24 protein-coding genes are annotated in these 23655 nt (G+C 70.3%); 12 read left to right on the top strand and 12 right to left on the bottom strand.

From position 1 onward, the window contains the following. The first annotated feature begins 13 nt into the window (after nucleotides 1–13). Entirely contained in the window at nucleotides 14–1315 is a 1302-nt protein-coding gene (locus tag ACR9Y5_RS05625) for a DUF4032 domain-containing protein (protein ID WP_481297037.1), read from the top strand. A 94-nt stretch (nucleotides 1316–1409) separates the two neighbouring features. Here the strand turns inward: ACR9Y5_RS05625 and rlmB are convergent, their stop codons facing one another. From rlmB to ACR9Y5_RS05600, 5 genes are all read right to left on the bottom strand, one after another. Then, nucleotides 1410–2429 (bottom strand): 23S rRNA (guanosine(2251)-2'-O)-methyltransferase RlmB, encoded by a 1020-nt coding sequence (gene rlmB / locus ACR9Y5_RS05620; protein ID WP_481297036.1) that lies wholly within the window; start codon nucleotides 2427–2429, stop codon nucleotides 1410–1412. Continuing rightward, nucleotides 2426–3859: a cysteine--tRNA ligase gene (cysS, locus tag ACR9Y5_RS05615; RefSeq protein WP_481297035.1), complete on the bottom strand. Its 1434-nt coding sequence runs from the start codon at nucleotides 3857–3859 to the stop codon at nucleotides 2426–2428. The genes rlmB and cysS overlap by 4 nt, the downstream gene beginning before the upstream one ends. Nucleotides 3860–3885: 26 nt before the next feature. Continuing rightward, nucleotides 3886–4266, bottom strand: a complete 381-nt coding sequence (locus ACR9Y5_RS05610; RefSeq protein ID WP_481297034.1) for a nuclear transport factor 2 family protein — start codon at nucleotides 4264–4266, stop codon at nucleotides 3886–3888. Between the two features lie 87 nt (nucleotides 4267–4353). Beyond that, nucleotides 4354–5511 (bottom strand): 2-C-methyl-D-erythritol 4-phosphate cytidylyltransferase, encoded by a 1158-nt coding sequence (gene ispD / locus ACR9Y5_RS05605; RefSeq protein ID WP_481297033.1) that lies wholly within the window; start codon nucleotides 5509–5511, stop codon nucleotides 4354–4356. A 223-nt stretch (nucleotides 5512–5734) separates the two neighbouring features. Then, nucleotides 5735–6217 (bottom strand): CarD family transcriptional regulator, encoded by a 483-nt coding sequence (locus tag ACR9Y5_RS05600; RefSeq protein ID WP_301211919.1) that lies wholly within the window; start codon nucleotides 6215–6217, stop codon nucleotides 5735–5737. A 139-nt stretch (nucleotides 6218–6356) separates the two neighbouring features. On the opposite strand from ACR9Y5_RS05600, the gene ACR9Y5_RS05595 reads away from it, so the two are divergent. Continuing rightward, on the top strand, nucleotides 6357–6863 hold the full coding sequence (locus ACR9Y5_RS05595) for a hypothetical protein (protein ID WP_481297032.1): 507 nt from the start codon (nucleotides 6357–6359) through the stop codon (nucleotides 6861–6863). A 77-nt stretch (nucleotides 6864–6940) separates the two neighbouring features. Here ACR9Y5_RS05595 and ACR9Y5_RS05590 read toward each other — a convergent pair whose 3' ends face one another. Both ACR9Y5_RS05590 and ACR9Y5_RS05585 read right to left on the bottom strand, forming a co-directional pair. After that, nucleotides 6941–7621, bottom strand: a complete 681-nt coding sequence (locus ACR9Y5_RS05590) for a response regulator (RefSeq protein ID WP_481297031.1) — start codon at nucleotides 7619–7621, stop codon at nucleotides 6941–6943. Beyond that, the gene (locus ACR9Y5_RS05585; protein WP_481297030.1) at nucleotides 7618–8769 is read right to left on the bottom strand and encodes a sensor histidine kinase; all 1152 of its coding nucleotides are present in this window, start codon (nucleotides 8767–8769) and stop codon (nucleotides 7618–7620) included. The genes ACR9Y5_RS05590 and ACR9Y5_RS05585 overlap by 4 nt, the downstream gene beginning before the upstream one ends. A gap of 191 nt (nucleotides 8770–8960) precedes the next feature. Between ACR9Y5_RS05585 and phoU the strand changes: the two genes are divergently transcribed. Next, nucleotides 8961–9617, top strand: coding sequence for a phosphate signaling complex protein PhoU (gene phoU / locus ACR9Y5_RS05580; protein ID WP_310130692.1), 657 nt, complete (start codon nucleotides 8961–8963; stop codon nucleotides 9615–9617). A 92-nt stretch (nucleotides 9618–9709) separates the two neighbouring features. Here phoU and ACR9Y5_RS05575 read toward each other — a convergent pair whose 3' ends face one another. Continuing rightward, nucleotides 9710–10129, bottom strand: coding sequence for a 2'-5' RNA ligase family protein (locus ACR9Y5_RS05575; protein WP_481297029.1), 420 nt, complete (start codon nucleotides 10127–10129; stop codon nucleotides 9710–9712). 53 nt (nucleotides 10130–10182) lie between these two features. Further along, nucleotides 10183–10932, bottom strand: a complete 750-nt coding sequence (locus tag ACR9Y5_RS05570; RefSeq protein ID WP_481297028.1) for a phosphoglyceromutase — start codon at nucleotides 10930–10932, stop codon at nucleotides 10183–10185. 101 nt (nucleotides 10933–11033) lie between these two features. Between ACR9Y5_RS05570 and ACR9Y5_RS05565 the strand changes: the two genes are divergently transcribed. Further along, on the top strand, nucleotides 11034–11864 hold the full coding sequence (locus tag ACR9Y5_RS05565; RefSeq protein WP_481297027.1) for a class I SAM-dependent methyltransferase: 831 nt from the start codon (nucleotides 11034–11036) through the stop codon (nucleotides 11862–11864). A 47-nt stretch (nucleotides 11865–11911) separates the two neighbouring features. Here ACR9Y5_RS05565 and ygfZ read toward each other — a convergent pair whose 3' ends face one another. The 3 genes from ygfZ to ACR9Y5_RS05550 all read right to left on the bottom strand — a co-directional run bounded on the left by ygfZ (nucleotide 11912) and on the right by ACR9Y5_RS05550 (nucleotide 14147). Then, the gene (gene ygfZ, locus ACR9Y5_RS05560) at nucleotides 11912–13027 is read right to left on the bottom strand and encodes a CAF17-like 4Fe-4S cluster assembly/insertion protein YgfZ (protein WP_481297026.1); all 1116 of its coding nucleotides are present in this window, start codon (nucleotides 13025–13027) and stop codon (nucleotides 11912–11914) included. A gap of 4 nt (nucleotides 13028–13031) precedes the next feature. Further along, the gene (locus tag ACR9Y5_RS05555) at nucleotides 13032–13628 is read right to left on the bottom strand and encodes a heme-binding beta-barrel domain-containing protein (RefSeq protein ID WP_481297025.1); all 597 of its coding nucleotides are present in this window, start codon (nucleotides 13626–13628) and stop codon (nucleotides 13032–13034) included. Between the two features lie 168 nt (nucleotides 13629–13796). Beyond that, complete coding sequence (locus ACR9Y5_RS05550; protein ID WP_481297024.1) at nucleotides 13797–14147, bottom strand: hypothetical protein; 351 nt, start codon at nucleotides 14145–14147, stop codon at nucleotides 13797–13799. Nucleotides 14148–14243: 96 nt separating this feature from the next. Between ACR9Y5_RS05550 and ACR9Y5_RS05545 the strand changes: the two genes are divergently transcribed. The 8 genes from ACR9Y5_RS05545 to pstA all read left to right on the top strand — a co-directional run bounded on the left by ACR9Y5_RS05545 (nucleotide 14244) and on the right by pstA (nucleotide 23655). Continuing rightward, the gene (locus ACR9Y5_RS05545; RefSeq protein ID WP_481297023.1) at nucleotides 14244–15011 is read left to right on the top strand and encodes a response regulator transcription factor; all 768 of its coding nucleotides are present in this window, start codon (nucleotides 14244–14246) and stop codon (nucleotides 15009–15011) included. Between the two features lie 146 nt (nucleotides 15012–15157). Continuing rightward, nucleotides 15158–17368 (top strand): RNA degradosome polyphosphate kinase, encoded by a 2211-nt coding sequence (locus ACR9Y5_RS05540; protein ID WP_481297022.1) that lies wholly within the window; start codon nucleotides 15158–15160, stop codon nucleotides 17366–17368. After that, nucleotides 17365–18306 carry an NUDIX hydrolase gene (locus tag ACR9Y5_RS05535; protein WP_481297021.1) on the top strand — a complete coding sequence of 314 codons (942 nt, stop codon included), beginning with the start codon at nucleotides 17365–17367 and terminating at the stop codon, nucleotides 18304–18306. The genes ACR9Y5_RS05540 and ACR9Y5_RS05535 overlap by 4 nt, the downstream gene beginning before the upstream one ends. A 177-nt stretch (nucleotides 18307–18483) precedes the next feature. Next, nucleotides 18484–19293 (top strand): hypothetical protein, encoded by an 810-nt coding sequence (locus tag ACR9Y5_RS05530; RefSeq protein ID WP_481297020.1) that lies wholly within the window; start codon nucleotides 18484–18486, stop codon nucleotides 19291–19293. Between the two features lie 110 nt (nucleotides 19294–19403). After that, on the top strand, nucleotides 19404–20267 hold the full coding sequence (locus ACR9Y5_RS05525; RefSeq protein WP_481297019.1) for a L,D-transpeptidase: 864 nt from the start codon (nucleotides 19404–19406) through the stop codon (nucleotides 20265–20267). A gap of 157 nt (nucleotides 20268–20424) precedes the next feature. Further along, complete coding sequence (gene pstS / locus ACR9Y5_RS05520; protein WP_481297018.1) at nucleotides 20425–21519, top strand: phosphate ABC transporter substrate-binding protein PstS; 1095 nt, start codon at nucleotides 20425–20427, stop codon at nucleotides 21517–21519. A gap of 94 nt (nucleotides 21520–21613) precedes the next feature. Further along, the gene (gene pstC / locus ACR9Y5_RS05515; RefSeq protein ID WP_481297017.1) at nucleotides 21614–22561 is read left to right on the top strand and encodes a phosphate ABC transporter permease subunit PstC; all 948 of its coding nucleotides are present in this window, start codon (nucleotides 21614–21616) and stop codon (nucleotides 22559–22561) included. After that, on the top strand, nucleotides 22561–23655 hold the full coding sequence (gene pstA, locus ACR9Y5_RS05510) for a phosphate ABC transporter permease PstA (RefSeq protein ID WP_481297016.1): 1095 nt from the start codon (nucleotides 22561–22563) through the stop codon (nucleotides 23653–23655). The genes pstC and pstA overlap by 1 nt, the downstream gene beginning before the upstream one ends.

Raw genomic sequence — 23655 nt, 5'->3', positions numbered from 1 at the left:
CCGGAGGACCATCGTGGCCGGATCCGTCAACATCACCGCGGCGACCGTCGACCCCGCGCTGCTCGACCTTCCCTGGAACATCCCGCTGGAGGACTGGTCGAACCAGCACATCGCGCTGCTGCCGAAGGGCATCAGCCGCCACCTGGTGCGGTTCGCCAACCTGTCGGGCTACGTCATCGCCATCAAGGAGACGACGGCGGAGATGGCGCAGCGCGAGTACGACATGCTGCGCACGCTGCAGCGCCTCGACGTGCCGTGCGTCGACCCGGTCGCGGTGATCAAGAACCGCACCTCCGACGACGGCACCCCGCTCAACGCCGCACTGGTGACCCGGCACCTCAAGTTCTCCCTCCCCTACCGCGCGCTGTTCTCGCAGACGCTCCGGCCCGACACCGCCACGCGCCTGGTGGACGCCCTTGCGGTGCTGCTGGTGCGCCTCCACATCGTCGGCTTCTTCTGGGGCGATGTGTCGCTGTCGAACACCCTGTTCCGCCGGGACGCGGGCGCCTTCGCCGCCTACCTGGTGGATGCGGAGACCGGCCAGCTCTACGAGGGCGGCCTCTCGAACGGTCAGCGCGAGAACGACCTCGAGATCGCACGCGTCAACATCGCCGGCGAGCTGATGGACCTGGAGGCCGGCGGCCGCGTCGACGAGGAGCTCGACCCGATCAGCCTGTCCGACGGCATCGTCGCCGCATACCGGTCGCTCTGGAAGGAGCTCACCGGCAGCGAGTCGTTCTCGTCGTCGGAGCGCTGGCGCATCAGCGAGCGCGTCGAGCGTCTCAACGAGCTCGGCTTCGACATCGAGGAGCTGGCGATCAAGACCTCGGACGAGGGCACCAAGGTGCGCATCCAGCCGAAAGTCGTCGATGCGGGCCACCACCAGCGCCGGCTGCTGCGGCTCACCGGCCTCGACACCGGCGAGAACCAGGCGCGCCGCCTGCTCAACGACCTCGACTCCTACTCCGCCACCCTCGGCAAGGAGGGGCTGGACGAGGAGGCGATGGCGCACGAGTGGCTCATGCGCGTGTTCGAGCCGGTCATCCGCTCGATCCCCGCCGACCTCAAGGGCAAGCTGGAGCCGGCGGAGGTGTTCCACCAGCTGCTGGAGCACCGCTGGTTCATGTCGCAGAAGGAGGGCCGGGATGTGCCCCTGGCGGAAGCCCTCACCTCGTACATCAACGACATCCTGCGCCACCGTCGCGACGAGGCGACCGTGATCGCCCCGCCGACGGAGACCATCAGCATCCCCGTGCTCGGCGACGCCGCGGCGTCCGCCGACGAGGACGAGGACGACTGGCGCTCGAAGGTCTGACGCCCGGCCGCGACGGCGGCGTCCCGGTACGACTGCGCCCGCTCGCGCAGGCACAGTCGTACCGAACGGCAGCGGACGTTCCGAGCAGCAGCGGTCAGGCGCGGGTGCGCGCCTCGGCCCGCAGCTTCGAGATCTCGTAGAGGGTGACGCTCGCGGCGATACCCGCGTTGAGCGACTCGGTGGTCGCCGTGATCGGGATCGAGACGACGGCGTCGCAGGTCTCCGTCACCAGCCGCGACAGACCCTTGCCCTCGCTGCCGACGACGATGACCACCGGGCGGTCGGCGAACGACAGGCCGGGGAGGGACGTGTCCCCTCCCCCGTCGAGGCCGAGCACGAAGACGCCCGCCTTCTTGAAGTCCTTGAGGGTCTGCGTCAGGTTCGCGGCCATGGCGACCGGCGTGCGCGCCGCCGCGCCGGCCGAGGTCTTCCATGCGGCGGCCGTCATGCCCACCGAGCGGCGCTGCGGGACGATGACGCCCTGACCGCCGAAAGCGGCCGTCGAGCGGATGATCGCACCCAGGTTGCGCGGGTCGGTGATGCCGTCGAGCGCGACGAACAGCGGGGTCTCGCCGGATCGGAGCGTACGGTCGAGCAGCTCACCCGGGTGCGCGTACTCGTACGGCGGCACCTTCAGCGCGACGCCCTGGTGCACGGCGTCGCGGCCGGCGAGGCGGTCGAGCTCCGGCCGCATGACCTCGAGGATCGGGATGGCACGGCCGGTCGCGATGGAGAGGATCTCCCGCATCCGGTCGTCGAGCTCGGCGCGTGCAGCGACGTACAGCGTCGAAGCCGGGATGTCGGCCCGCAGCGCCTCGAGCACCGAGTTGCGGCCGGTCACGATCTCGCTCTCGTCCCCGCTCTTGGCGCGGCGCGAGGCGCCGGACGCCCCACGCGGCGTCGCGTCACGACCACCGCGTTGCGCGGCCTTGGCAGCCGCCCGCTCGCGCAGGGCCTTCGCCTTGGCGGCGGGGTGGTAGTCGCGGTCCTCCGCCTTGGGCGTCGGTCCGCGACCCTCGAGCGCCTTGCGGCCGTGGCCGCCGGTGCCGACCTGGGCGCCCTTCTTGCTCTTGCGCACCGCCCCGGCGCGGGGCTTTCCACCCGAGTTCTTCATGATCCGATGCTCCAATGCGACCCCGTCGGGGTGTCTTCGATGGTGATTCCCGCGGCGGTCAGCTCGTCGCGGATGCGATCGGCCGCCGCGAAGTCGCGGGCGGCCCGGGCGTCCTGGCGGTCCGCCAGCAGCCGGCCGACCAGCTCGCCGAGTGCGGACTCCGCCGCGGTCGAGCCGCCGGTGCGCCACTGCGGGGCGAGCGGGTTGATGCCCAGCACCTCCGTCATGGCGAGCGCATGCCCGCGGGCGGTGGCGGCCGCCTCCAAGTCTTCCGCATCCAGCGCCGCGTTTCCTGTGCGGATGGTGTCGTGCAGCACGGCGAGCGCCTGCGGCACGGCGAGGTCATCGTCCATCGCCTCCGCGAACGCGTCGGGGACGACCTCCGCGCCGTGGCCGGCGAACCGGGTGCCCGCGAGGCGCCGGTCCACCCGCTCGAAGAAGCCGGCGATCCGGTCGAGGGCGGCCTCCGCCTCGCTGAGCGAGCCGTCGTGGAAGTCGATGGTCGACCGGTAGTGGGCGGAACCGAGGTAGTACCGGACCACCAGCGGGCGGGCGGCGCCGAGCAGGTCGGCGGCGTACACGGAGTTGCCGAGCGACTTGCTCATCTTCTGGCCGTTCACGTGCACGAGCCCGTTGTGCACCCAGTAGTTCGCGAACGCGTCGCCGGCGGCGGTCGACTGAGCGATCTCGTTCTCGTGGTGCGGGAAGCGCAGGTCGAGCCCGCCGCCGTGGATGTCGAACTGCGGCCCCAGATACCGGCGCGACATGGCCGAGCACTCGATGTGCCAGCCCGGGCGGCCGTCGCCCCACGGCGACGGGAACCCGGCCGATGCCGGCTCGTCGGCCTTGCGGCCCTTCCAGAGCGCGAAGTCGCGCGGGTCGCGCTTGGCGCGGGGATCCGCGTCGGCCGCGGCCTCCATGTTGTCGATGCTCTGGCGGGTCAGCTCGCCGTACGACGGCCAGCTCTTCACGTCGAAGTAGACGTCGCCGGAGCCGTCGGATGCCGCGTAGGCGTGGCCCCGGTCGATGAGCCGCTGGATGATGTCCTGCATCTGCGGGATGCTCGCGGTCGCGCGCGGCTCATAGGTCGGCGGCTGGATGCCCAGGGCTCGGTACGAGTCGGTGAACTCCAGCTCGAAGCGGTAGGCCAGCGCCCACCACTCCTCGCTTCCCCCGGCGGCCTGATCCGCCGCGGCGTTGACCAGGATCTTGTCGTCGATGTCGGTGACGTTGCGCACCAGCGTGACGTCCAGACCCCGGTACGTGAACCAGCGGCGCAGCTGGTCGTACACGAGTGCCGAGCGGAGGTGCCCGATGTGCGGGGACGACTGGACGGTCGGGCCGCACACGTACATGCCGACCTCGCCGTCGCGCAGCGGGACGAAGTCGCGCAGGGCGCCCGCTTTCGTGTCGAAGAGTCGCAGAGTCACGCCCACCAGCCTAGAGGTCGCACGGCCTACGAGGCCGCGCGCTTCGCCAGCTCCTCGTTCACCGGGGCGAAGGCGACACGGTCGAGCAGGAGCTCGATGCGCGCGATGCGCCCGCCGCGCACGGTCAGCAGTTCGACGCACCGCACAGCGCCGGCCGCGGTGTCCGTGACGAAGTCGTAGACGATGCAGGCGCGGTCGCCCTCCGTGAACACCTCGCGGATCTCGTTGCGGAGGATCGCGGGCATCAGCCGGCGCAGCGCGGCCGTCCATCCCTCCTTGTCGAGCGTCGAACCGGCGAACTCCGCCACCAGGGCCACGTCGAAGAGGTCGTTCAGGGGATCCTCGTCCCGCGCCCCCACCGCCTGGATGTACCGCCGCGCCACCGTCTCGGTGTCCGTGGATGCCATGTCGTGCCCCTTCCCGGCGCCGCCGGTGCGGCACTCCATCGGTCAGAGTAGGCCCGGTGCCGCGTCGGCCGCGATGCCGCTCGGTGCTCAGCCGAGCAGCAGCGCGGTGGCCTGCGCGGTGAGACCCTCGCCCCGGCCGGTGAAGCCCAGACCGTCGGTCGTCGTCGCGCCGACCGAGACCGGGGCGCCGAGGATGGCAGACAGCCGCTCCTCGGCCTCCGCCCGGCGGCCCGCGAGCTTCGGCCGGTTGCCGACGACCTGAACCGCGACGTTGCCGATGCGGAAGCCGGCCTCCTCCACCCGTCGCCGGGCCTCGGTGAGGAACACGTCGCCGTGCGCGCCGGAGAACCGCGGATCCCCGGTCCCGAAGACGCCGCCGATGTCACCGAGGCCTGCGGCGGACAGCAGCGCGTCGACGATGGCGTGAGCCACCGCATCCCCGTCGCTGTGCCCGGCGAGACCCGGTTCGCCCGGCCAGTGCAGGCCCGCCAGCCACAGCTCGGCGGCCGGATCGTAGGCGTGCGTGTCGCTGCCCGACCCGATCCGCGGCAGCCGGGAGCCGGCGAGCAGCTCCTCGGCGCGGCGCAGGTCCCAGGGGGTCGTCACCTTGAAGGCGTGCGCGTCGCCGGGGACCACATCCACCCGGAACCCTGCGGCCGCCACCAGACCGGCGTCGTCGGTCTCGTCGCTCTCGGCCAGGGCGTAGGCGGTCAGCAACTGCTCGCGCGGGAAGGCCTGCGGCGTCTGCACGGCCGCGAGCGCGGACCGGTCCACCGTCTCGTGCACGATGCCGTCTGCGCCGACGCGCTTCACCGTGTCGCTGACGGGCAGACCCGGGATGACGCCGTAGCCGCGCTCGACGACCGCATCCACCACGGCGTCGAACAGAGCGGACGGTGCGAGCGCCCGGGCGGCGTCGTGCACGAGCACCACCTCGACGGACGGGTCGACCACCGCGAGGCCCTCTGCCACAGAGCGCTGGCGGGTGGCTCCCCCGGCCACGACCTGCACCGGGCGGCGGGAGGCGCGCTCGGCCAGCTCCGCAGCCTCGGCGACCAGATCTGCCGGGGCCACGACGATCGGGTCGGCCACGTGACGCATACCTCGGACGGCATGCAGCGAGCGCTCGAGGAGCGTCAGTCCGTGCAGGGTCACGAACGCTTTCGGGCGCTCGGCGCCGAGCCGGACGCCGGAGCCGGCGGCGACGATCACGACCGCGACGCGCGGCCCGGTGTAGCTGTCCACCCGACCACCGTACCGGGACACGGCGTCCGCGGCCTCCCGTCACGACTGCGCCTGCACGCGCACCCGCAGACGTGACGCGGCACCGCAGCCGCGGACGCGGCACGGCAGACGCGGCACGGCAGACGCGGCGACGCAGACGCGGCGCCGCGGGAAACGCCCGCGGGAACGACGAAGCCCCGCTGCACGGTGCAGCGGGGCTTCGGACGATAAGCGGTGCGGCCGCCTAGGAGGCCAGGACCTCGTCGAGCAGGCTCGAGGCCTTCTCGTCGTCGGTCTTCTCGGCCAGAGCCAGCTCGGAGATGAGGATCTGGCGCGCCTTGGCGAGCATGCGCTTCTCACCGGCGGAGAGGCCGCGGTCCTGATCGCGGCGCCACAGGTCGCGGACGACCTCGGAAACCTTGATGACGTCGCCAGAGGCGAGCTTCTCAAGATTGGCCTTGTAGCGGCGGGACCAGTTGGTCGGCTCCTCGGTGAAGGGGGCTCGCAGCACCTCGAACACGCGGTCGAGGCCCTCCTTGCCGATGACGTCGCGCACTCCGACGAGGTCGACATTATCGGCGGGGACCTCGATGGTCAGGTCGCCCTGAGTCACATTGAGCTTGAGGTACAGCTTCTCTTCACCCTTGATGATTCTCTTCTTGACTTCGGTGATCGTTGCGGCACCGTGGTGCGGATAGACGACGGTCTCGCCAACCTCGAAAAGCATAGATTTGTTGTCCCTTCAGCAATGAATAGGATACCACATGAGGCACGTGCTAAGGTTCGCCCCCGCGCCTCCCGCAGGCCCGGAGCGCCCCTGCCGATGGGATAGAGTCGAAGCGAGAATTCCACCGGGAGGGTCATCCGTGAAAGCACGAGTCGCGACGTCCGTCGCCCTCGCCCTGGCCGTCGTGTTCGGTACCGCGGGATGCGGTCTCGTCGCCCCGCAGGCCACCACCAAGCATTACGACGCGAGCGACGGAGTGAGCGGGGCGGTCGGCACGATCGACGTGCGCAACGCGATCATCCTCACCGACGCGAAGGACGGCACGGTGGGCAACCTCGTGGTCACCCTCGTGAACACCGGCGACAAGAGCCACCGCCTGGCGATCAGCGCCGGCGACAGCAGCTCCTCCGCCGCGCACGTCACCGTCGAGCCCGGCCAGGTCAAGCAGCTCGGTCAGGACCCGGAGAACGGCGGCACGAGCAACGTGCTCATCCCGGAGTTCACCACCAAGCCCGGCGCGCTCTACTCCGTCTATTTCCAGTACGGCAGCGAGACCGGCGTCAACCTCGAGGTCCCGGTGCTCGACGGCCAGCTGCCCGAGTACAAGAGCCTGGTCCCGCCGACCATCCTGCCGGCCGCCCAGTAGCCCCCCGACGCAACGACGAAGCCGCCCGGCGCATCGCACCGGGCGGCTTCCCCGTCCGCTCCGGCGGGTACCGGGTGTCAGGCGTTGAAGCGGTACCCCAGCCCGCGCACCGTGACGAGCATCCGGGGCTCCGACGGACTCTCCTCGATCCGTGAGCGGATGCGCTTGATGTGCACGTCGAGCGTCTTGGTGTCGCCGAAGTAGTCGCTCCCCCACACCCGGTCGATGAGCTGTCCCCGGGTGAGCACACGGCCGGCGTTGCGGAGCAGCAGCTCCAGCAGCTCGAATTCCTTCAGCGGCATGGAGATCTCGGTGCCGTTGACGGCGACGGTGTGGCGGTCCACATCCATGCGCACGGTGCCGGCCTCCAGCACGCCGTCGTCCTGAAGCTCCTCCTCGACCCGGCGGCGCAGCACCGCCCGGATGCGGGCGAGCAGCTCGCGCGACGAGTACGGCTTGGTGACGTAGTCGTCCGCGCCGAGCTCCAGCCCGACCACGATGTCCACCTCGGAGTCCTTGGCGGTCAGCATGATGATCGGGACATTCGAGCGGGTCCGGATCTCGCGGCACACTTCGGTGCCCGGGATGCCCGGCAGCATCAGGTCGAGCAGGACGAGGTCCGCGCCGGCACGCTCGAACGCCGCGAGCGCGCTCGGACCGTCCTCTGCGACCTCGACCTCGTAGCCCTCCCGCTTCAGCAGGTACGCGAGCGGCTCGCTGAGCGCGGCCTCATCCTCGACGAGCAGGATGGATGTCACTGGGTGTCTCCTATCGGGGGTCGGACGGTGGAGGCTTCCGGCAACCGGATCGTGAACGTGGAGCCGCGCCCCGGCTGCGACCACACGCGCACCTCGCCGCCGTGGTTCTGCACGGCGTGCTTGACGATCGCGAGACCGAGACCGGTGCCGCCCGTGTTGCGTGACCGCGCCTGGTCGACGCGGAAGAAGCGCTCGAAGACGCGGTCCAGGTCCTCCTCCGGGATGCCCTCGCCCTGGTCCGTGACGGCGATCTCCACGACTCCCCCGGTGTTGCGCACGCCGATGCCGATGCGGGAGTCGTCGGGCGAGTACTGGATGGCGTTCGAGATGAGGTTGTGGACGGCCGTGACCAGGAGGCCCTCGTTGCCGATCACCTGCGCCTGCTTGTCGCCGCGCATCGCCAGCTCGATGTTGCGCGTCTCCGCGGCCACGCGGTTCTGGTCGATCGCCGCCTTGACGACCTTGCTGGCCGAGAGCTCGCGGGCGTCGCCCAGCGCATCCGTCGCCTGCAGCCGGCTCAGCTCGATGATGTCCTGGGTGATGCGCGCCAGGCGCTGCGCCTCCTCCGAGAGCCGCAGTGCGAACCGGCGCACCTGGTCGGGGTCGTCGGAGGCGTCGTCCAGGGCCTCGGCGAGCAGGCCGACCGCGCCGATCGGCGTCTTCAGCTCGTGGCTGATGTTGGCGACGAAGTCGCGCCGGACCGCCTCCAGGCGGAAGGACTCGGTGCGGTCCTCCGCGAGCAGCAGGATGTAGCGGGAGCCGAGACGCGCCACCCGAACGCTCAGATGGATGCCCGCGTCGCCGAACGGGCCGCGCGACAGCTCGCACTCCTCGGTGATCGACGCGCCGGTGCGCCGGACGCGGTCCACGAGCTCGACCAGGTGCGGGTGGACCAGGAGGCCGTTCCAGACCAGGCCGATCGCGTGCGCGCCCGGGGACGCCTTGATGACGTTGTTCGAGGGGTCGAGGACGACACCCGCCGACTCGAGCGCATCGAGCACCTGGTCGACCCCGTCCGGCACTGCCGGGTTGACGACCGCGGCCGCATGGTGGCCGCGGCGTGCGGCAATGTGCAGGACCCACACGAAACCGGCGCCGACGGCGAGCCCCAGGCCCAGCGACAGCAGCACCAACCAGGTGGAGTCCATGGCTCTCAGCGTAGGTGATGCCGTTACGCCCGCATGGACGCATCCCACCACCGGCCGCGTCTTTTCGCGGGTACGTTAGACAGTGTTCAGCCGGGGGGCACCGTTTGTTAACCTGCTCTCGCGAACATGCATACGGGGCCAGAAGGTCCCGACATCCCGCGTGCCCGCGCACGCCAGGAAGGATCCACCCCATGCGCGAAGTCTTCCAGCAGGAGCTGGCGGAGGTTCAGGACCGGCTCGTCGAGATCGCCGAACTCGTGGTCCTCTCCATCCGGAACGCCACGCAGGCGTTCAACGAGTCGGATGTGAGCCTCGCCGAGGACGTGATCGTCAACGACCACCGGATCGACGAGCTCACCGTCCTGCTCGACGAGCTGTCCATCCAGATCCTCGCCCGCCAGCAGCCGGTCGCCCGCGACCTGCGCATCGTGGTCAGCGCCCTCCGCATCAGCGCGTCGCTGGAGCGTATGGGCGACATGGCCGAGCACATCGCCCAGCTGGCGCGCTACCGCTTCCCGGACAAGGTGGTCCCGAAGAGCCTGCGCGGCACGTTCTCCGAGATGGGACGGCTCGACGTGCAAATCGCGGAGAAGCTCTCCGAGCTGCTCCGCACGCAGGACCTGCGCCTCGCCGACGAGATCCGCAACGACGACGACGACATCGACGAGCTGCACATCAGCGTCTTCGACAAGGTGCTCGGCGAGACGTGGAAGGGCCAGGCCGTCGACACGGTCGACGCGACTCTCGCCTCCCGCTACCACGAGCGCTTCGCGGACCACGCCGTCTCGATCGCCAAGAAGGTCCAGTACCTGGCGACCGGCGACTGGGCCCCCGAACTCGCCTCCTGACGCGGCTCCCCCCTCCCCCCTCCGTCGAGTACACGAAAACTGCACGCTGGCGCGGCGCGTCGCGTGCAGTTTTCGTGTACTCGACGGTGGGGTCACGGGTGCAGGGGGACGCGGGCGGCGACGGAGCGCGTGGAGTGGGGGGACCGCGCGACGACGCAGAGCGCGGTGAGGAGGGCGTGCTCGCCGGGGTGCAGGCGGCCGGAGCGCTGGTCGGTCACGTGCGGGCGGTAGCCGTCGCGCAGGTGGCGCTGGTCGCGCAGGATGACGCCGGCGGCTTCGAGGGCGTCGACCGCCGCAGTGTGCACGGCGTGCAGCGACGGGGACGCGCGCAGCACCGTCACGGGGACCGTGCGGTGCGCGCCGAAACGCTCCCGCGCTCCCCCGGTGACCGGGATCGGCGGGACGGCGGGCAGCAGGGCGGCGACTCCGTCCGCGGACAGCTCCGTCTCGAACGGCGGCACGATCGTCACGTGCAACGGCCAGTCAGCGGCCGGGAATCGCTCCGGAAACACGTCGTCGCCGCGTCCCGGGAGGAACGCGACGACGACGAAGGTGCTGGCCGTGACTACTTCTTGCCCTGCGCGGCGACCGCGGCGGCGCCCGCGGCGGCCGCCTCCGGGTCGAGGTAGTACGACGGCTCGAGCGGGGTGAAGTCCGCGCCGAGCTTGTAGACCAGCGGGATGCCGGTGGGGATGTTGAGCGCGGCGATGTCCTCGTCGGAGATGCCGTCGAGGTGCTTCACCAGGGCTCGCAGCGAGTTGCCGTGGGCCGTCACCAGCACCGTCTTGCCTGCGGCGAGGTCGCGGGTGATGTCGGACTCCCAGTAGGGCAGCATCCGCTCGATGACGTCCTTCAGGCACTCCGTGCGCGGCAGCTCGTCGCCGAGACCGGCGTAGCGCGGGTCGCCCACCTGCGAGAACTCGCTGTCGTCGGGAAGCGGGGGCGGCGGCACGTCGAACGACCGGCGCCAGAGCTGGAACTGCTCCGGCCCGAACTTCTCGAGGGTCTCGGCCTTGTCGAGCCCCTGCAGGGCGCCGTAGTGGCGCTCGTTCAGACGCCACGAACGCTGCACCGGGATCCACAGCCGGTCGGCGACGTCGAGCGCGTAGTTCGCGGTCTGGATGGCGCGGGTGAGCACCGAGGTGTGCAGCACGTCGGGCGCGAGGCCGGAGTCGCGGAGCAGTTCGCCCGCCCGCTCGGCCTCGGCGACGCCGGTCTCGCTGAGGCAGACGTCGACCCAGCCGGTGAACAGGTTCTTCTCGTTCCACTCGCTGCTGCCGTGGCGCAGGAGGATCAGGGTGTAGGGAGCGGCCATGTGCTCCAATCTATCGCCTTGCGGGGATGCGGGCCGCCCGCGCTCACCCGGCCGGCCACGGCCTCGCGACGTCCTTCGCCGACCGCTGGCAGACTGGACGCATGGCTTCCGGCGCCGTCGGCACCGTCACGCGCGGCACGACGAACACCAACCGGCTGCGCCGTGTCGACCGCTGGATCGCCGCGCAGCCGGAGCTCCGGCGCACCCCCGACCCGCTCGTCGTCGACCTGGGTTACGGCGCGAGCGGCGTGACGGCGCTCGAACTGCACCAGCGGCTGGCGTCGGTGCGCCCGGACGTCGAGGTCGTCGGCCTGGAGATCGAACCGGGACGGGTGCGCACCGCGAACGAGCAGCTCGCGGCGGTCCGGGAGGGCCGCACCGCCTTCGACCCGCAGGCTCGAATCCGTTTCGGCCTCGGCGGCTTCGAGGTGCCGCTGCCCGGCGGCCGGCAGGCGACGGTGATCCGCGCCTTCAACGTGCTCCGGCAGTACCGCGAGGTGGAGGTCGCGGGAGCGTGGAAGCGGATGCGGTCCCGCCTGCAGCCGGACGGCCTCCTGGTCGAGGGCACCTGCGACGAGATCGGCCGGATCGCCAGCTGGGTCGCCCTGGACGCGGCCGGTCCGCGCTCGCTCACGGTCTCCCTCCGCCTCCGCGGACTGGATGCGCCGTCGGTGGTCGCCGAGCGGCTGCCGAAGGCGCTCATCCACCGCAATGTCCCCGGCGAGCGGGTGCATGCGTTTCTCGGCGACCTGGATCGCGCGTGGCGCATCCACTCGCCGCTCGCAGCCTACGGGCCCAGCCAGCGGTGGATCGCCGTGGCGCGCGGGATGCGCGACGCGGGCTGGCCGGTGATCGGCGGCCTGCGACGCTGGCGGCTGGGCGAACTGACCGTGGCGTGGGAGGCCGTCGCCCCGGCGGACCACGCGGGCTGAACGCGCGATACGCGACGCGCTACACGAGCGGCGCAACACGCTACGCGCTACACGCGCGGCGCGCGTGTGACCGCGCCGAGCCGCGGCAGCCGCGGGACGTGCGCCTCGGCTCCGGCCTCCGGAGGCACCACGATCTCCTGCGCGGCCGTGACCGCCGTGCCGTCCGCATCCACCAGCAGCGTCGCCGACGGATCCGTCGACCGCTTCACGACGGCGAGCGCGATCGGGCCCAGCTCGTAGTGCAGCGCAGTGGAGGTCACGGTGCCGACCTCCTGACCGTCGAGCGACACGGCTGCGCCGGTCACCGGATGGACTCCCTCCGAACCGTCCAGGTGCAGCATGACCAGGCGGCGCGGCGGGTGACCCAGGTTGTGCACCTTCGCCACGGTCTCCTGACCGCGGTAGCAGCCCTTGCTCAGGTGCACGGCGGTGCGCAGCCAGTCCAGCTCGTGCGGGATGGTGCGCTCGTCCACCTCTGTGGAGAAGCGCGGACGCCACGCGGCGATGCGCAGCGCCTCCGCCGCGACCGTACCGGCCACCGCGAGCTCGCCGCTCGTCACGCGCGAGACCAGCGACGGCAGTGCGTCGCGGGGCACCAGGCGCTCGCTCCACGTCCATCCCGCTCCGGGGTGCTCACCGCGGGCGTACTGATGGCCGCCGGGCGCGACCTCCCGCCACGGGTCGTGCCAGATCAGCGGGACGCCGTTCGGTGCGGCGATCGGGAGGGGCGGGTCGCCCAGCGCGCCGATCGTCGCGAGGTCGGCGGTGCGGTCGGCCAGCTCGACGCGGAGCATGAAGCGCATCGAGGTCAGCCACGCGAGCAGCCCCTCCGCCTCGGGACGGTCGACCAGCAGCCAGACCGTGTCGCCGTCGTCGAGCACGCGGGCGGCGTGCTCGACGCGGCCCGTCACATCCAGCAGCAGGGTCTCGGAGGACTCCCCCGGCGCGAGGCCAGTGAGCGCCTGGCTGGTCAGCGAGTTGAGCCAGCTCAGCCGGTCCGGACCCTGCACGGTGAGCACCGCGCGATCGGACAGGTCGACGATGGCGCCGCCTTCGGCGAGCGCGCGCTGCTCGGCGAGCGGGCTGCCGTAGTGCGACGGCACGCCGGAGCCGGTGAGGTCGACCGCGCCGGGCAGGTCGAGGAACGGAGAGCGATCGGTCACGGCGTCACTCGACCTTGGCGAGGCGGGCGGAGGCGTGCGTGCGCAGATCCTGCCCGAGGGCCGCGATGTCCCACGCCCAGAGCAGGTGGTTCTCGACGAGACCGTAGAGGCGGGTGGCTGCTGCGTACTCCTTCGCCCCGGCCGTGCGCATCACCGCGTCGGTCGCCAGGTCGATCCGCGGACCGGCCACCTGCCCGACGTAGATCTCGCTGACGCCGTCGGGGTGGATGATCGACACATCGATGTCGAACGCCCCGTTCGAGTTGCGCAGGGTCTCCACCGACTGCGCCGTGTTGAAGGGCCGGACGCCGCTGCCCGGCAGCATCGCCGGCCCCGGGTCGCCCTCGACCAGCGTGCGGTGCAGCCGCCAGTAGCCGGTCTCGGCGGCCAGCGGCGTGTGCTGCTCGTCGAGCACCCAGGAGGTGGACGAGTAGTTGAGGTAGCCGAGACCGTCGTGACTGAAGCTGATCCGCTGGCCGAACTCCCGCTCGGTGTGCTCCTCCCCGATCGCGTAATCGAGCACACCGGTCCCCTCCCACACGCCGATCAGCCAGGAGAGAGGGACCAGCTCGGCGGGAAGATCGGTCGGGATCTCGATCATGATCGACCGGGGATCAGCGCTGTCCGCGGAAGAGGTTGTACACCACCACGCCGGAGACGCCGAGGATGGCGAGCGTTGCGAGGCCGAGAAGGCCGATGAAGAAGAGTTCGAGGGCGACCAGCATGACCTCAGTCTAGCCGTCGCCCACCGACAGTCGAGCGGAGGCGCTCAGCGCATGCCGGATGCGAGGGCGAGGATCGCGCCGAACAGGCCGAGCACCACGAAACTGCCGGTCAGCGTCGCCGCGAGGCGGGTGATGAAACCGTCCTTCTGCTGGGTCGCCAGCTGCGAGACGAAGGACAGCAGCGCACACACCGCGAGCGCCAGCGACAGCCACGACGCGTAGCCTCCGGGATGCGCGAGGGCGGCGATGAGGATGCCGAGCAGCAGCGCCACCGCCCACACCGACCCGATGCTGAGCCGGGACGCCCAGCGCGGCAGCGGCGGCTCGGCCGGGCCGGCCGCAGCGGCAGGGCCGAGCGCGTGCGGTGCGGGGGTCTCCGGGATGTCGTCGGTCACCCTCCCATTGTGCCCCGGCCGGCCGGCACCGGGCAGCCGGAAGTGGCTCCTCCCGTTTCCGGTAGCATTGCGGGACAGACGGATGAGGAGGAATGGGTGGCGCAACTTCTGATCCTCACGTCCGCGCCGGGTCCGTCCGCTTCCAGCGGCACCGGGTCGCTCGGGGCCGGACCGGGGTCGTCGGGTGCGGACTCCGCCGGGCCGGGCGCCGAGGTGCTCCCCGCCCTCGCCCTGCTCAGCCACCGCGTTCGCCAGATCCCCGCCGAGCCGGCGTCGCTGGTCAACGCCCCCAGCTGCGACCTCATCTTCGTGGATGCGCGCCGCGACCTCGCGAGCGCGAAGTCGCTGTGCAAGATCCTCACCACCACCGGCGTGACGGTCCCGCTCCTGCTGGTCCTGACCGAAGGCGGCCTCACCGCGGTCAGCGCGGACTGGGGCGTCAGCGACGTCGTGCTCGACTCCGCCGGTCCCGCCGAGGTGGATGCGCGCATCCGGCTCGCCATCGGCCGCCAGACCCAGGAGCACTCGCAGTCCAAGATCCAGGCGTCCGGCATCACGATCGACGAGGCCAGTTATTCGGCGAAGGCGCACGGGCGCCAGCTCGACCTGACGTTCAAGGAGTTCGAGCTCCTCCGCTTCTTCGCGACCCACCCCTCCCGCGTCTTCACCCGCGAGCAGCTGCTCAGCGAGGTGTGGGGGTACGACTACTTCGGGGGCACCCGCACGGTCGACGTGCACGTCCGGCGGCTGCGGGCCAAGCTCGGCGACCTGGAGTCGCTGATCGGGACAGTCCGCAATGTCGGCTACCGGTTCAACGTCTACGAGGAGGAGAACGACCGCCTCCCTACGTCCGTCCGCCCCTGATCCCGACGATCCCGCCCGGAGCGCGGCCTCCTGCGACGTGGCCGCAGGCGTGATCGCCGGATGTGGGAAATCGTCCACAGGATCCGTTTGTCCACCGTTTTCCAGCGGCCGTCCCCGGTGCCCGCCCGCGGTGCCATGATGGAACAATGGACGAGCGGACGACTCTGGAGAACGGCCTTCTTGACACGGGGCTGGGCGGGAGCCTGGGCAGCGACTTCGACGACGACTTCGCCCCTTTCATCTACGAACCGGATCCCACGCTTCCCGACGACCGCTACCTCGATCGCGAGCTGAGCTGGCTCGCCTTCAACCAGCGCGTCCTCGAACTCGCCGAGGATCCGCTGCTGCCGGTGCTCGAGCGCGCCAACTTCCTGGCGATCTTCGCGAGCAACCTCGACGAGTTCTTCATGGTGCGCGTCGCCGGCCTCAAGCGCCGCATCGCCACCGGGCTGGCCGTGCCGACCAACGTCGGGCGGGCCCCGCAAGAGGTGCTCGCCGACATCTCCGAGAAGGCGCACGAGCTGCAGCTGCGGCACGCCCGCGCGTATCACGACCTCGTGCTGCCCGCGCTGCGCGACGCCGGGATCACGGTCGCCACCTGGGACGAGCTCGACGAGGCCGACCGGTCGCAGATGCGCGACATCTTCTCGCAGCAGATCTTCCCGGTGCTGATGCCGCTCGCCGTCGATCCGGCCCACCCGTTCCCCTACATCTCCGGGCTCTCGCTCAACCTCTCCGTCCGCGTACGCAACTCGCGCACCGGCAAGGAGCAGTTCGCCCGCCTCAAGGTGCCGCAGATGCTGCCGCGGTTCGTGCGCATCGACCAGCGCGAGGGGCTCGGGCAGGTGCGGTTCATCATGCTGGAGGACCTGATCGCCAATCACCTCGGCGACCTCTTCCCCGGCATGGAGATCCTCGATCACCACGTGTTCCGGGTGACGCGCAACGAAGACGTCGAGATCGACGAGGACGAGACGGAGAACCTCATCCAGGCGCTGGAGCGCGAGCTGCTGCGCCGCCGGTTCGGCCCGCCGATCCGGCTCGAAGTGACCGACGACATGGATGCGGTGACTCTCGGCCTGCTGGTCCGCGAGCTCGACGTGACCGAGCAGGAGGTCTACCGCCTTCCCGCGCCGCTCGACCTCGGCGGACTGTTCGACCTCGCCAAGATCGACCGTCCCGACCTCCACTACCCCAACCACGTGCCGACCACACCGGCGCAGCTCATGCCGAGCGAGCCGAACGCGAAGCCCGACATCTTCGCCGCGATCACCCGCCAGGACGTGCTGGTGCACCACCCGTACGAATCGTTCGCGACGAGCGTCCAGGCCTTCCTCGAACAGGCCGCCGCCGATCCGCACGTGCTGGCCATCAAGCAGACGCTGTACCGCACCTCGGGCGACAGCCCGATCGTCGAGGCGCTGATCGACGCCGCCGAGGCCGGCAAGCAGGTGCTCGCCCTGGTCGAGATCAAAGCGCGCTTCGACGAGCAGAACAACATCTCGTGGGCCCGCAAGCTCGAGAAGGCCGGCGTGCACGTCGTCTACGGGCTCGTCGGACTGAAGACGCACTGCAAGCTTGCGCTCGTCATCCGCGAGGAGAAGGGCGTGCTCAAGAGCTACAGCCACATCGGCACGGGCAACTACAACCCGAAGACGTCGCGCATCTACGAAGACCTCGGCCTGTTCACCGACGACGACCAGGTCGGGAAAGACCTGACGCGCCTCTTCAACGAGCTCTCGGGGTACGCGATCGAGAAGAAGTTCAAGCGCCTGCTCGTCGCGCCTCTCCACCTGCGCAAGGGTCTGCTCAAGCGCATCGACACCGAGCGGATCAATGCGGAGGCCGGGCGTCCCTCCGGCATCCGGATCAAGCTCAACTCGATCGTGGACGAGGCGATCATCGACGCGCTCTACCGCGCCAGCCAGGCCGGCGTCCCCGTCGACCTCTGGGTGCGCGGCATCTGCGGCGTCGTGCCCGGACGCGAAGGGCTCTCGGAGAACATCCGGGTGCGGTCCGTGCTGGGCCGCTACCTGGAGCACTCGCGGGTGTTCTCGTTCGTGAACGGCGGCGAGCCGCAGGTGTTCATCGGCAGCGCGGACATGATGCACCGCAATCTCGACCGCCGTGTCGAGGCACTCGTGCGCCTGTCCGATCCGGACCACCTGCGCGAGCTGGAAGCCCTCTTCGACCTCGCCTTCGACGAGCGCACCGCGACCTGGCGGCTCGACGAGGACGGCGTCTGGACCCGTCACCACCTCGACGCCGACGGCAAGCCGCTCGTCGACCTCCAGAGCAAGCTGATCCAGCAGTACAGTCACCGTCCGCGCAGCACCCGCACGGGAACGAGGCGGTGAGCCCGCCCATCTACGCCGCGGGTGCACTCTGCTGGCGGGTGGTCGACGACCGTATCGTCGTGCTCGTCGTGCATCGCACCAAGTACGGCGACGTGACCATCCCCAAAGGCAAGGTGGACCCCGGCGAGACCCTCCCGCAGACGGCGATCCGTGAGATCCACGAGGAGACCGGCCTGCGGATCGGACTCGGCGTGCCGCTCGGCGTCTCCACGTACCCGCTGAGCAGCGGTCGCGAGAAGATCGTCCACTACTGGGCGGCGGAGGTGAGCGACAAAGCCATCGAGCGCTCGACGTTCGTCCCCAACAGCGAGATCGCGGCGATCGAATGGGTCACCATCAAGAAAGCGCGCGGCTACCTGACGTATGAGCGCGACATCGAGATCCTCGAAGCGTTCGACGCCCTGGTGCACCAGGGCATCACCTCCACGTTCGCGTTGATCGCGCTGCGGCACGGCAAGGCCGAGCCGCGCGACCGCTGGAACGGCTCGGACGCGTCCCGTCCGCTCACCGAGCGCGGCGTGAAGCAGGCGGCGGGGGACGTGGCGACGCTCGAGGCGTGGCGGCCCAAGCGGATCGTGACGAGCGACGCCGTCCGCTGCGTCACGACCGTGGCGCCGCTCGCCGCCGCGACCGGCATCAAGCCGCACCGCGAGCACGGCATCAGCCAGGACGCCTACGAGGAGGGCCGGCCGGAGGTGCGCCGCGTCGTCGGCAAGCGCATCCGGTCGCGCAAGACCGCGGTGCTGTGCAGCCACGGGCCGGTGCTGCCGGAGATCATGCGCGAGATCGCACTCGCCACCGGCACCATGCCGGGCGGGTACCTCAACGATGCAGCCGACCTCGACACGGGCGGCTTCTCCGTTGTGCACCTCTCGGCGACCAACCCGGCGTCGGGCATCGTCTCGATCGAGACGTACGCGCCTGTGGAGGACCGCTAGGCCTGACCGCTTTGGGTGCGCGAACCATACGCCTGCACCGCAGTGAGCGCGGGCGTCGCGAGCACAGCTGGGCCCGAGCCGACTGACCGCAATCGTTTGAGATCGGCTACGTGAGATATCACGCTGGTAGCGTCGACGGGTGCCGATCGGCACGCATCGAACCACCAGAGGAACTGTATGACCAGCACAAAGCGCATCCGCTTCGGGGCCCTCACGGCGGCGGCAGCCGTCGTCGCCGGCGGCCTCTTCGCCGCGGCGCCCGCGAACGCGGCCACCAGCACCATCACTCTCGCCAACACCACCTACCAGGCCGGCTCGTGGGGTGCCGGCCTCGACGTGACCGGCAGCGGCTTCACCGCCGACGCGGTCGTCACCATCGCGGTCGCCGACTCCGTCGCGAAGGTGATCGACACGCACACCGTCACGGCGGATGGCACCGGCGCGTTCCACGAGACGTACACCCCGGCCACCGCACCGATGCTGCCCGTCCCCGGCGTGCGCCTCGGTGTGGGCGCGGTGAGCGACAAGGGCGACATCTCCAACATCGTGTCACTGACGATCCTTGCCCCGAAGGGCATCTCGACCAGCGTCACGACGATCACCACGGCAGACCTCGCGGACGAGAACATCGGCTTCGATCTCCACGCCGCCGGCTACACGCCGGGCGAGGCCCTGCAGATCGACGCGGCGTTCGACGGTGTGAAGTTCGACACCCTCACCGGCACCGCCGCGGCGGACGGCTCGTACGACATCCACCTCTGGATGATCGGGGTCGTCGGGGCCGGCACCCTCACCATCACGGTGACGGGCGAGACCTCCGCGGTGAGCCAGGAGACGTCGCTCACGGTCACCGGCGAGACCATCACCACCGGCGAGACCGAGACCGACACCGACATCGACACCGAGACCGAGACGCCGAGCATCCAGGCGGCGGCGACGCCCGCGGCGACCGCGACGGCTCCTCGCCTCCCCGTCGTCAGCGGCTGACACGCCCCGCACGACCGACGGATGGCGGCGGCCCCACCAGGGCCGCCGCCATCCGCTTTCCGCTTTCCGCTCTCCGCTCTCCGCTGTGCCTCGATCCCCGGAAGAACAACATGACCCTCCCCCGCTTCGCTTCGGTCCTCGCCGCGACGATCCTCGTCGGCACTCTCGCCGCATGCAGTCCCTCCGCTCCCTCACCCACGGCGACGAGAACGTCGACGCCGACCGCGTCCGCCGCCGTCGGCCCCGCGCTCCCCGAGGGCCTCTCGACGTCCGCCCTCCGGGCCCTGCCTGCGGCCGAGTTCGATGCCGTGATCCCTGGCCTCGTCGACGCGCCCGCGGAGGGGACGATCACCGACGCTTACACCCTGGCCTTCGACACCGCCGTCTATGGCGAGGACTTCACCACCCCCGTCGCCCGTCTCCTGGCGAAGAACTTCCTCGGCGAACCGTCCGTCGTCGTCCGCGTGGCCGCGCGCGGCCCCTGGTCGCTCGTGCTCACGCCGGCACGTCGCACGCTTCCCTCATCGGCGACCCCCGACGCTCCGGCGTCGGCGCAGAGCGCCGCGTGGGTTCCCACAGCATCGCTAGGTCACGCGGGGCGTCTGACCAAGCGGATCGTGATCTCCACGACCGCGCAGACGCTCACCATCCGGGACGACGACGGGAAGACGTTGCAGAGCTTCCCCGTGGGCGTCGGCACTCCGTCCACACCGACCCCCACCGGGACGGGATACCTCCAGGCGCGCTACCTCGACCCCGCTCAGGGCCAGAGCGAGCACCGCATCCAGCTCACGTCGCTGCACGCCACGGCGGCAGACGAGCCGTACGGGGGCTCGGACGGCGGGTTGATCGGCATCCACTTCCAGACCACCGCGACCGGCGCCGTCTCGCACGGCTGTGTGCGGCTGTCGGCCGAGGCCATCGCCGCGGTCGACGCCCTGCCGCTGGGGACGGCGGTGCAGATCACCGGCTGATTCCGCCGCGGATTCACAGGACCGCGCAGGCAAGAGAACACCCCGCGTTAACCTCCCGTTTACCACTGCGGGGGACTCTGGACAGACACCGGGAATAGCGTCTCACGCGGGTCGCACCGACCCCGTCCTGTTGTTACTGATCCCCGAAGGGACAACTGTGAATCTCAAGCGCATCGGCGCTCCCGTGGCGCTCCTCGCCGCCGCCGCCATCAGCCTCACCGCGTGTGCGGCGAACGAGGGCAGCACCCCGTCGACCACGACGGCCGCCGCGACGAACTTCTCCGGCACGCTCAACGGCATCGGCTCGTCTGCTCAGGGCGCCGCCCAGACCGTCTGGGCCGCCGGGTTCCAGCAGGCCAACCCGAAGGCCACCATCAACTACGACCCACAGGGCTCCGGCGCTGGCCGCAAGAGCTTCATCTCAGGTGCTGCCGACTTCGCCGGCTCCGACGCGGCGCTCAGCACGCAGGAGCTCGCCTCCACGTTCGCCGGCTGCGCGGCGGGCAGCAAGGGCATCGACCTCCCCGTCTACATCTCCCCGATCGCCATCGCGTACAACGTCGACGGCGTGAAGGATCTCAAGCTCGACGCCGCGACCATCGCGGGCATCTTCTCGGGCAAGATCACCACGTGGAACGACGCCAAGATCAAGGACCAGAACTCGGGCGCCACGCTCCCGTCGGCCCCGATCACCGTGGTTCACCGCTCCGACGACTCGGGCACCACCCAGAACTTCACCGAGTACCTCGCCGCGAACGCCCCCGACGTGTGGACTGCTCCGGCCTCCCAGACCTTCCCGTTCCAGGTCGGTGACGCGGCCAAGGGCACCTCAGGTGTCGCGGACGCCACCAAGAACGCGAAGAACTCGATCACCTACATCGACGAGTCGGGTTCGGCCGGACTGAGCATCGCCCAGCTGAAGGTCGGTGACAACTACGAGAAGATCAGCGCCGACGGTGCTGCCGCCGTGGTCGCAGCGTCCCCGATCGCCGACGGCCGCGAGGCCAACGACCTGGCCATCCAGATCGACCGCAAGGACACCTCGAAGGGCGCCTGGCCGCTCGTCCTGGTCTCCTACGTGGTCGCCTGCCAGGAGTACAAGGACGCCACCAAGGCGGACCTGGTGAAGGGCTACGTGGACTACATCATCTCGAGCGACGCCCAGAAGGCCGCCGCCGAGCAGGCCGGCTCGGCCCCGCTGTCGAGCGACCTGGCCGCCAAGGTCTCGAAGGCCACCGCCAGCATCAAGTAACACTCCACCGCTCGGCCTGGGCTGCCCCCCGCATCCCGGGCCGAGCGGCGCTCCCTTTCAGCCGCAAGGCGCACCCGATGAGAGAAAGCCAGGAATGACCGCCGGAACCGCAGCAGCCATCAGGCCCAGAGCGAAGGTCCGCCTCGGCGACCGCGTCTTCTCGACCAGCACCGTCGTGGCCGGATCCCTGATCCTCGCCACGCTCGCCGCGGTGGCCGCGTTCCTCGTCATCCAGAGCATCCCCGCCCTCTTCGCCGGTGCGGGCGAGCTGCCCAACAACGCCACCAACTTCTGGTCGTGGGTCTGGCCGCTGGTCTTCGGCACCATCTGGGCCGCGCTGATCGCCCTGCTGATCGCCACGCCGCTCTCCATCGGCATCGCCCTCTTCATCTCGCACTACGCCCCGCGGCGCGTGGCCGTCGTGCTGGGCTACATCATCGACCTCCTGGCGGCCGTTCCGTCCGTCGTCTTCGGCCTCTGGGGCATCGCGACACTGGCATCGTTCGTCCAGCCGTTCTACGTGTGGCTCGGCGACTACCTGGGCTGGATCCCGCTCTTCGCGCCGCCGGTCTCCGGCACGGGCCGCACCATCCTCACCGCCGGCCTGGTGCTGGCCGTCATGGTCATCCCGATCATGACCGCCATCTGCCGCGAGATCTTCCTGCAGACACCGCGCCTCCACGAGGAGGCCGCTCTCGCCCTCGGCGCGACCCGCTGGGAGATGGTCAAGATGGCCGTCCTGCCCTTCGCGCGCAGCGGCATCGTCTCGGCCATCATGCTCGGCCTCGGCCGCGCGCTCGGCGAGACGCTCGCGATCGCCATGGTGCTCTCGCCCGCGCTGATCGTGAAGTTCGCGGTGCTGCAGGCACAGAGCCCGAACACCATCGCGGCGAACATCGCCCTCCAGTTCCCCGAGGCGACCGGCCTCGGCGTGAACGCGCTCGTCGCATCCGGTCTGGTGCTGTTCGTCGTGACGCTGCTGATCAACATGCTCGCCCGCTACATCGTCAGCCGCCGCAAGGCCTTCTCTGGAGCGAACTGATGGCCACCACGACCGCCGCGGCCGTCCCGCGCCCGCTCACCAACTCGTACACGGCGGGCAAGCTGCCCCGTTGGACCCCGTGGGTGCTGCTCGTCGCCTCCTGGGCCGTCTTCGTCGCGATCTTCGCCATCCTGGCCGTCAGCCGGGCGACCGACGGCTTCAACATCGTCGGGGCCATCTTCTTCGGAACGGTGCTGTTCGACGTCGCCATCTACGTCACGTCGCTGCTCGTGGAGGGCTCGCGCAAGGCGATGGACCGGCTGATCACCTCCCTGGTCGCGACCGCGTTCATCATCGCCCTGCTGCCCCTCATCTCGCTGGGCTGGACGGTCATCGCGCAGGGCCTCGCCCGCTTCGACGTCGCCTTCTTCTCGGAGTCGATGCGCAACATCATCGGCGCGGGCGGCGGAGCTCTGCACGCGATCGTCGGAACGCTCGAGATCACCCTGATGGCGGCCCTCATCTCGGTGCCGATCGGGCTGCTCACCTCGATCTATCTCGTCGAGTACGGTCGCGGGATGCTCGCCCGCGGCATCACCTTCTTCGTCGACGTGATGACCGGCATCCCGTCGATCGTGGCCGGTCTCTTCGCCTACGCCCTGTTCGCGCTGTTCTTCGGCCCCGGCATCCGCAACGGCTTCATGGGGTCGGTCGCGCTGTCGGTGCTGATGATCCCCGTCGTCGTGCGCTCCAGCGAGGAGATCCTGCGGATCGTCCCGAACGAGCTGCGGGAGGCCTCGCTCGCCCTCGGCGTGCCGAAGTGGCTCACCGTGCTCAAGGTGGTCCTGCCGACGTCGATCGCGGGTCTGGTGACCGGCGTCATGCTGGCCATCGCCCGCGTCATCGGCGAGACTGCGCCACTCCTCATCGTCGCCGGCTTCACCACGAGCATGAACTACGACCTCTTCAACGACCGGATGATGACCCTCCCCGTCTTCGTCTACACGCAGTACACGCAGGCCGCCGGTCTCCACGCTCAGGCGTCGATCGACCGCGCCTGGACCGGCGCTCTGGCGCTCATCATCATCGTGATGGTGCTCAACCTGGTCGGTCGTATCATCGCCAAGGTCTTCGCCCCCAAGTACGGCCGCTGA

The sequence above is a fragment of the Leifsonia sp. KNZ13-11D genome, assembly GCF_056754895.1.
Note: the sequence above shows the minus strand (reverse complement) of the source record. Positions and strands in the feature narration are given on the sequence as shown.

Bases quoted from the DNA above. Each gene is read 5' to 3' on its own strand.
- rlmB (WP_481297036.1), bottom strand. From the start codon at position 2,429: ATGAAGAACTCGGGTGGAAAGCCCCGCGCCGGGGCGGTGCGCAAGAGC.
- ACR9Y5_RS05610 (WP_481297034.1), bottom strand. From the start codon at position 4,266: ATGGCATCCACGGACACCGAGACGGTGGCGCGGCGGTACATCCAGGCG.
- ACR9Y5_RS05600 (WP_301211919.1), bottom strand. From the start codon at position 6,217: ATGCTTTTCGAGGTTGGCGAGACCGTCGTCTATCCGCACCACGGTGCC.
- ACR9Y5_RS05585 (WP_481297030.1), bottom strand. From the start codon at position 8,769: ATGGACTCCACCTGGTTGGTGCTGCTGTCGCTGGGCCTGGGGCTCGCC.
- phoU (WP_310130692.1), top strand. From the start codon at position 8,961: ATGCGCGAAGTCTTCCAGCAGGAGCTGGCGGAGGTTCAGGACCGGCTC.
- ACR9Y5_RS05570 (WP_481297028.1), bottom strand. From the start codon at position 10,932: ATGGCCGCTCCCTACACCCTGATCCTCCTGCGCCACGGCAGCAGCGAG.
- ACR9Y5_RS05565 (WP_481297027.1), top strand. From the start codon at position 11,034: ATGGCTTCCGGCGCCGTCGGCACCGTCACGCGCGGCACGACGAACACC.
- ACR9Y5_RS05555 (WP_481297025.1), bottom strand. From the start codon at position 13,628: ATGATCGAGATCCCGACCGATCTTCCCGCCGAGCTGGTCCCTCTCTCC.
- ACR9Y5_RS05540 (WP_481297022.1), top strand. From the start codon at position 15,158: ATGGACGAGCGGACGACTCTGGAGAACGGCCTTCTTGACACGGGGCTG.
- ACR9Y5_RS05530 (WP_481297020.1), top strand. From the start codon at position 18,484: ATGACCAGCACAAAGCGCATCCGCTTCGGGGCCCTCACGGCGGCGGCA.
- ACR9Y5_RS05525 (WP_481297019.1), top strand. From the start codon at position 19,404: ATGACCCTCCCCCGCTTCGCTTCGGTCCTCGCCGCGACGATCCTCGTC.
- pstC (WP_481297017.1), top strand. From the start codon at position 21,614: ATGACCGCCGGAACCGCAGCAGCCATCAGGCCCAGAGCGAAGGTCCGC.
- pstA (WP_481297016.1), top strand. From the start codon at position 22,561: ATGGCCACCACGACCGCCGCGGCCGTCCCGCGCCCGCTCACCAACTCG.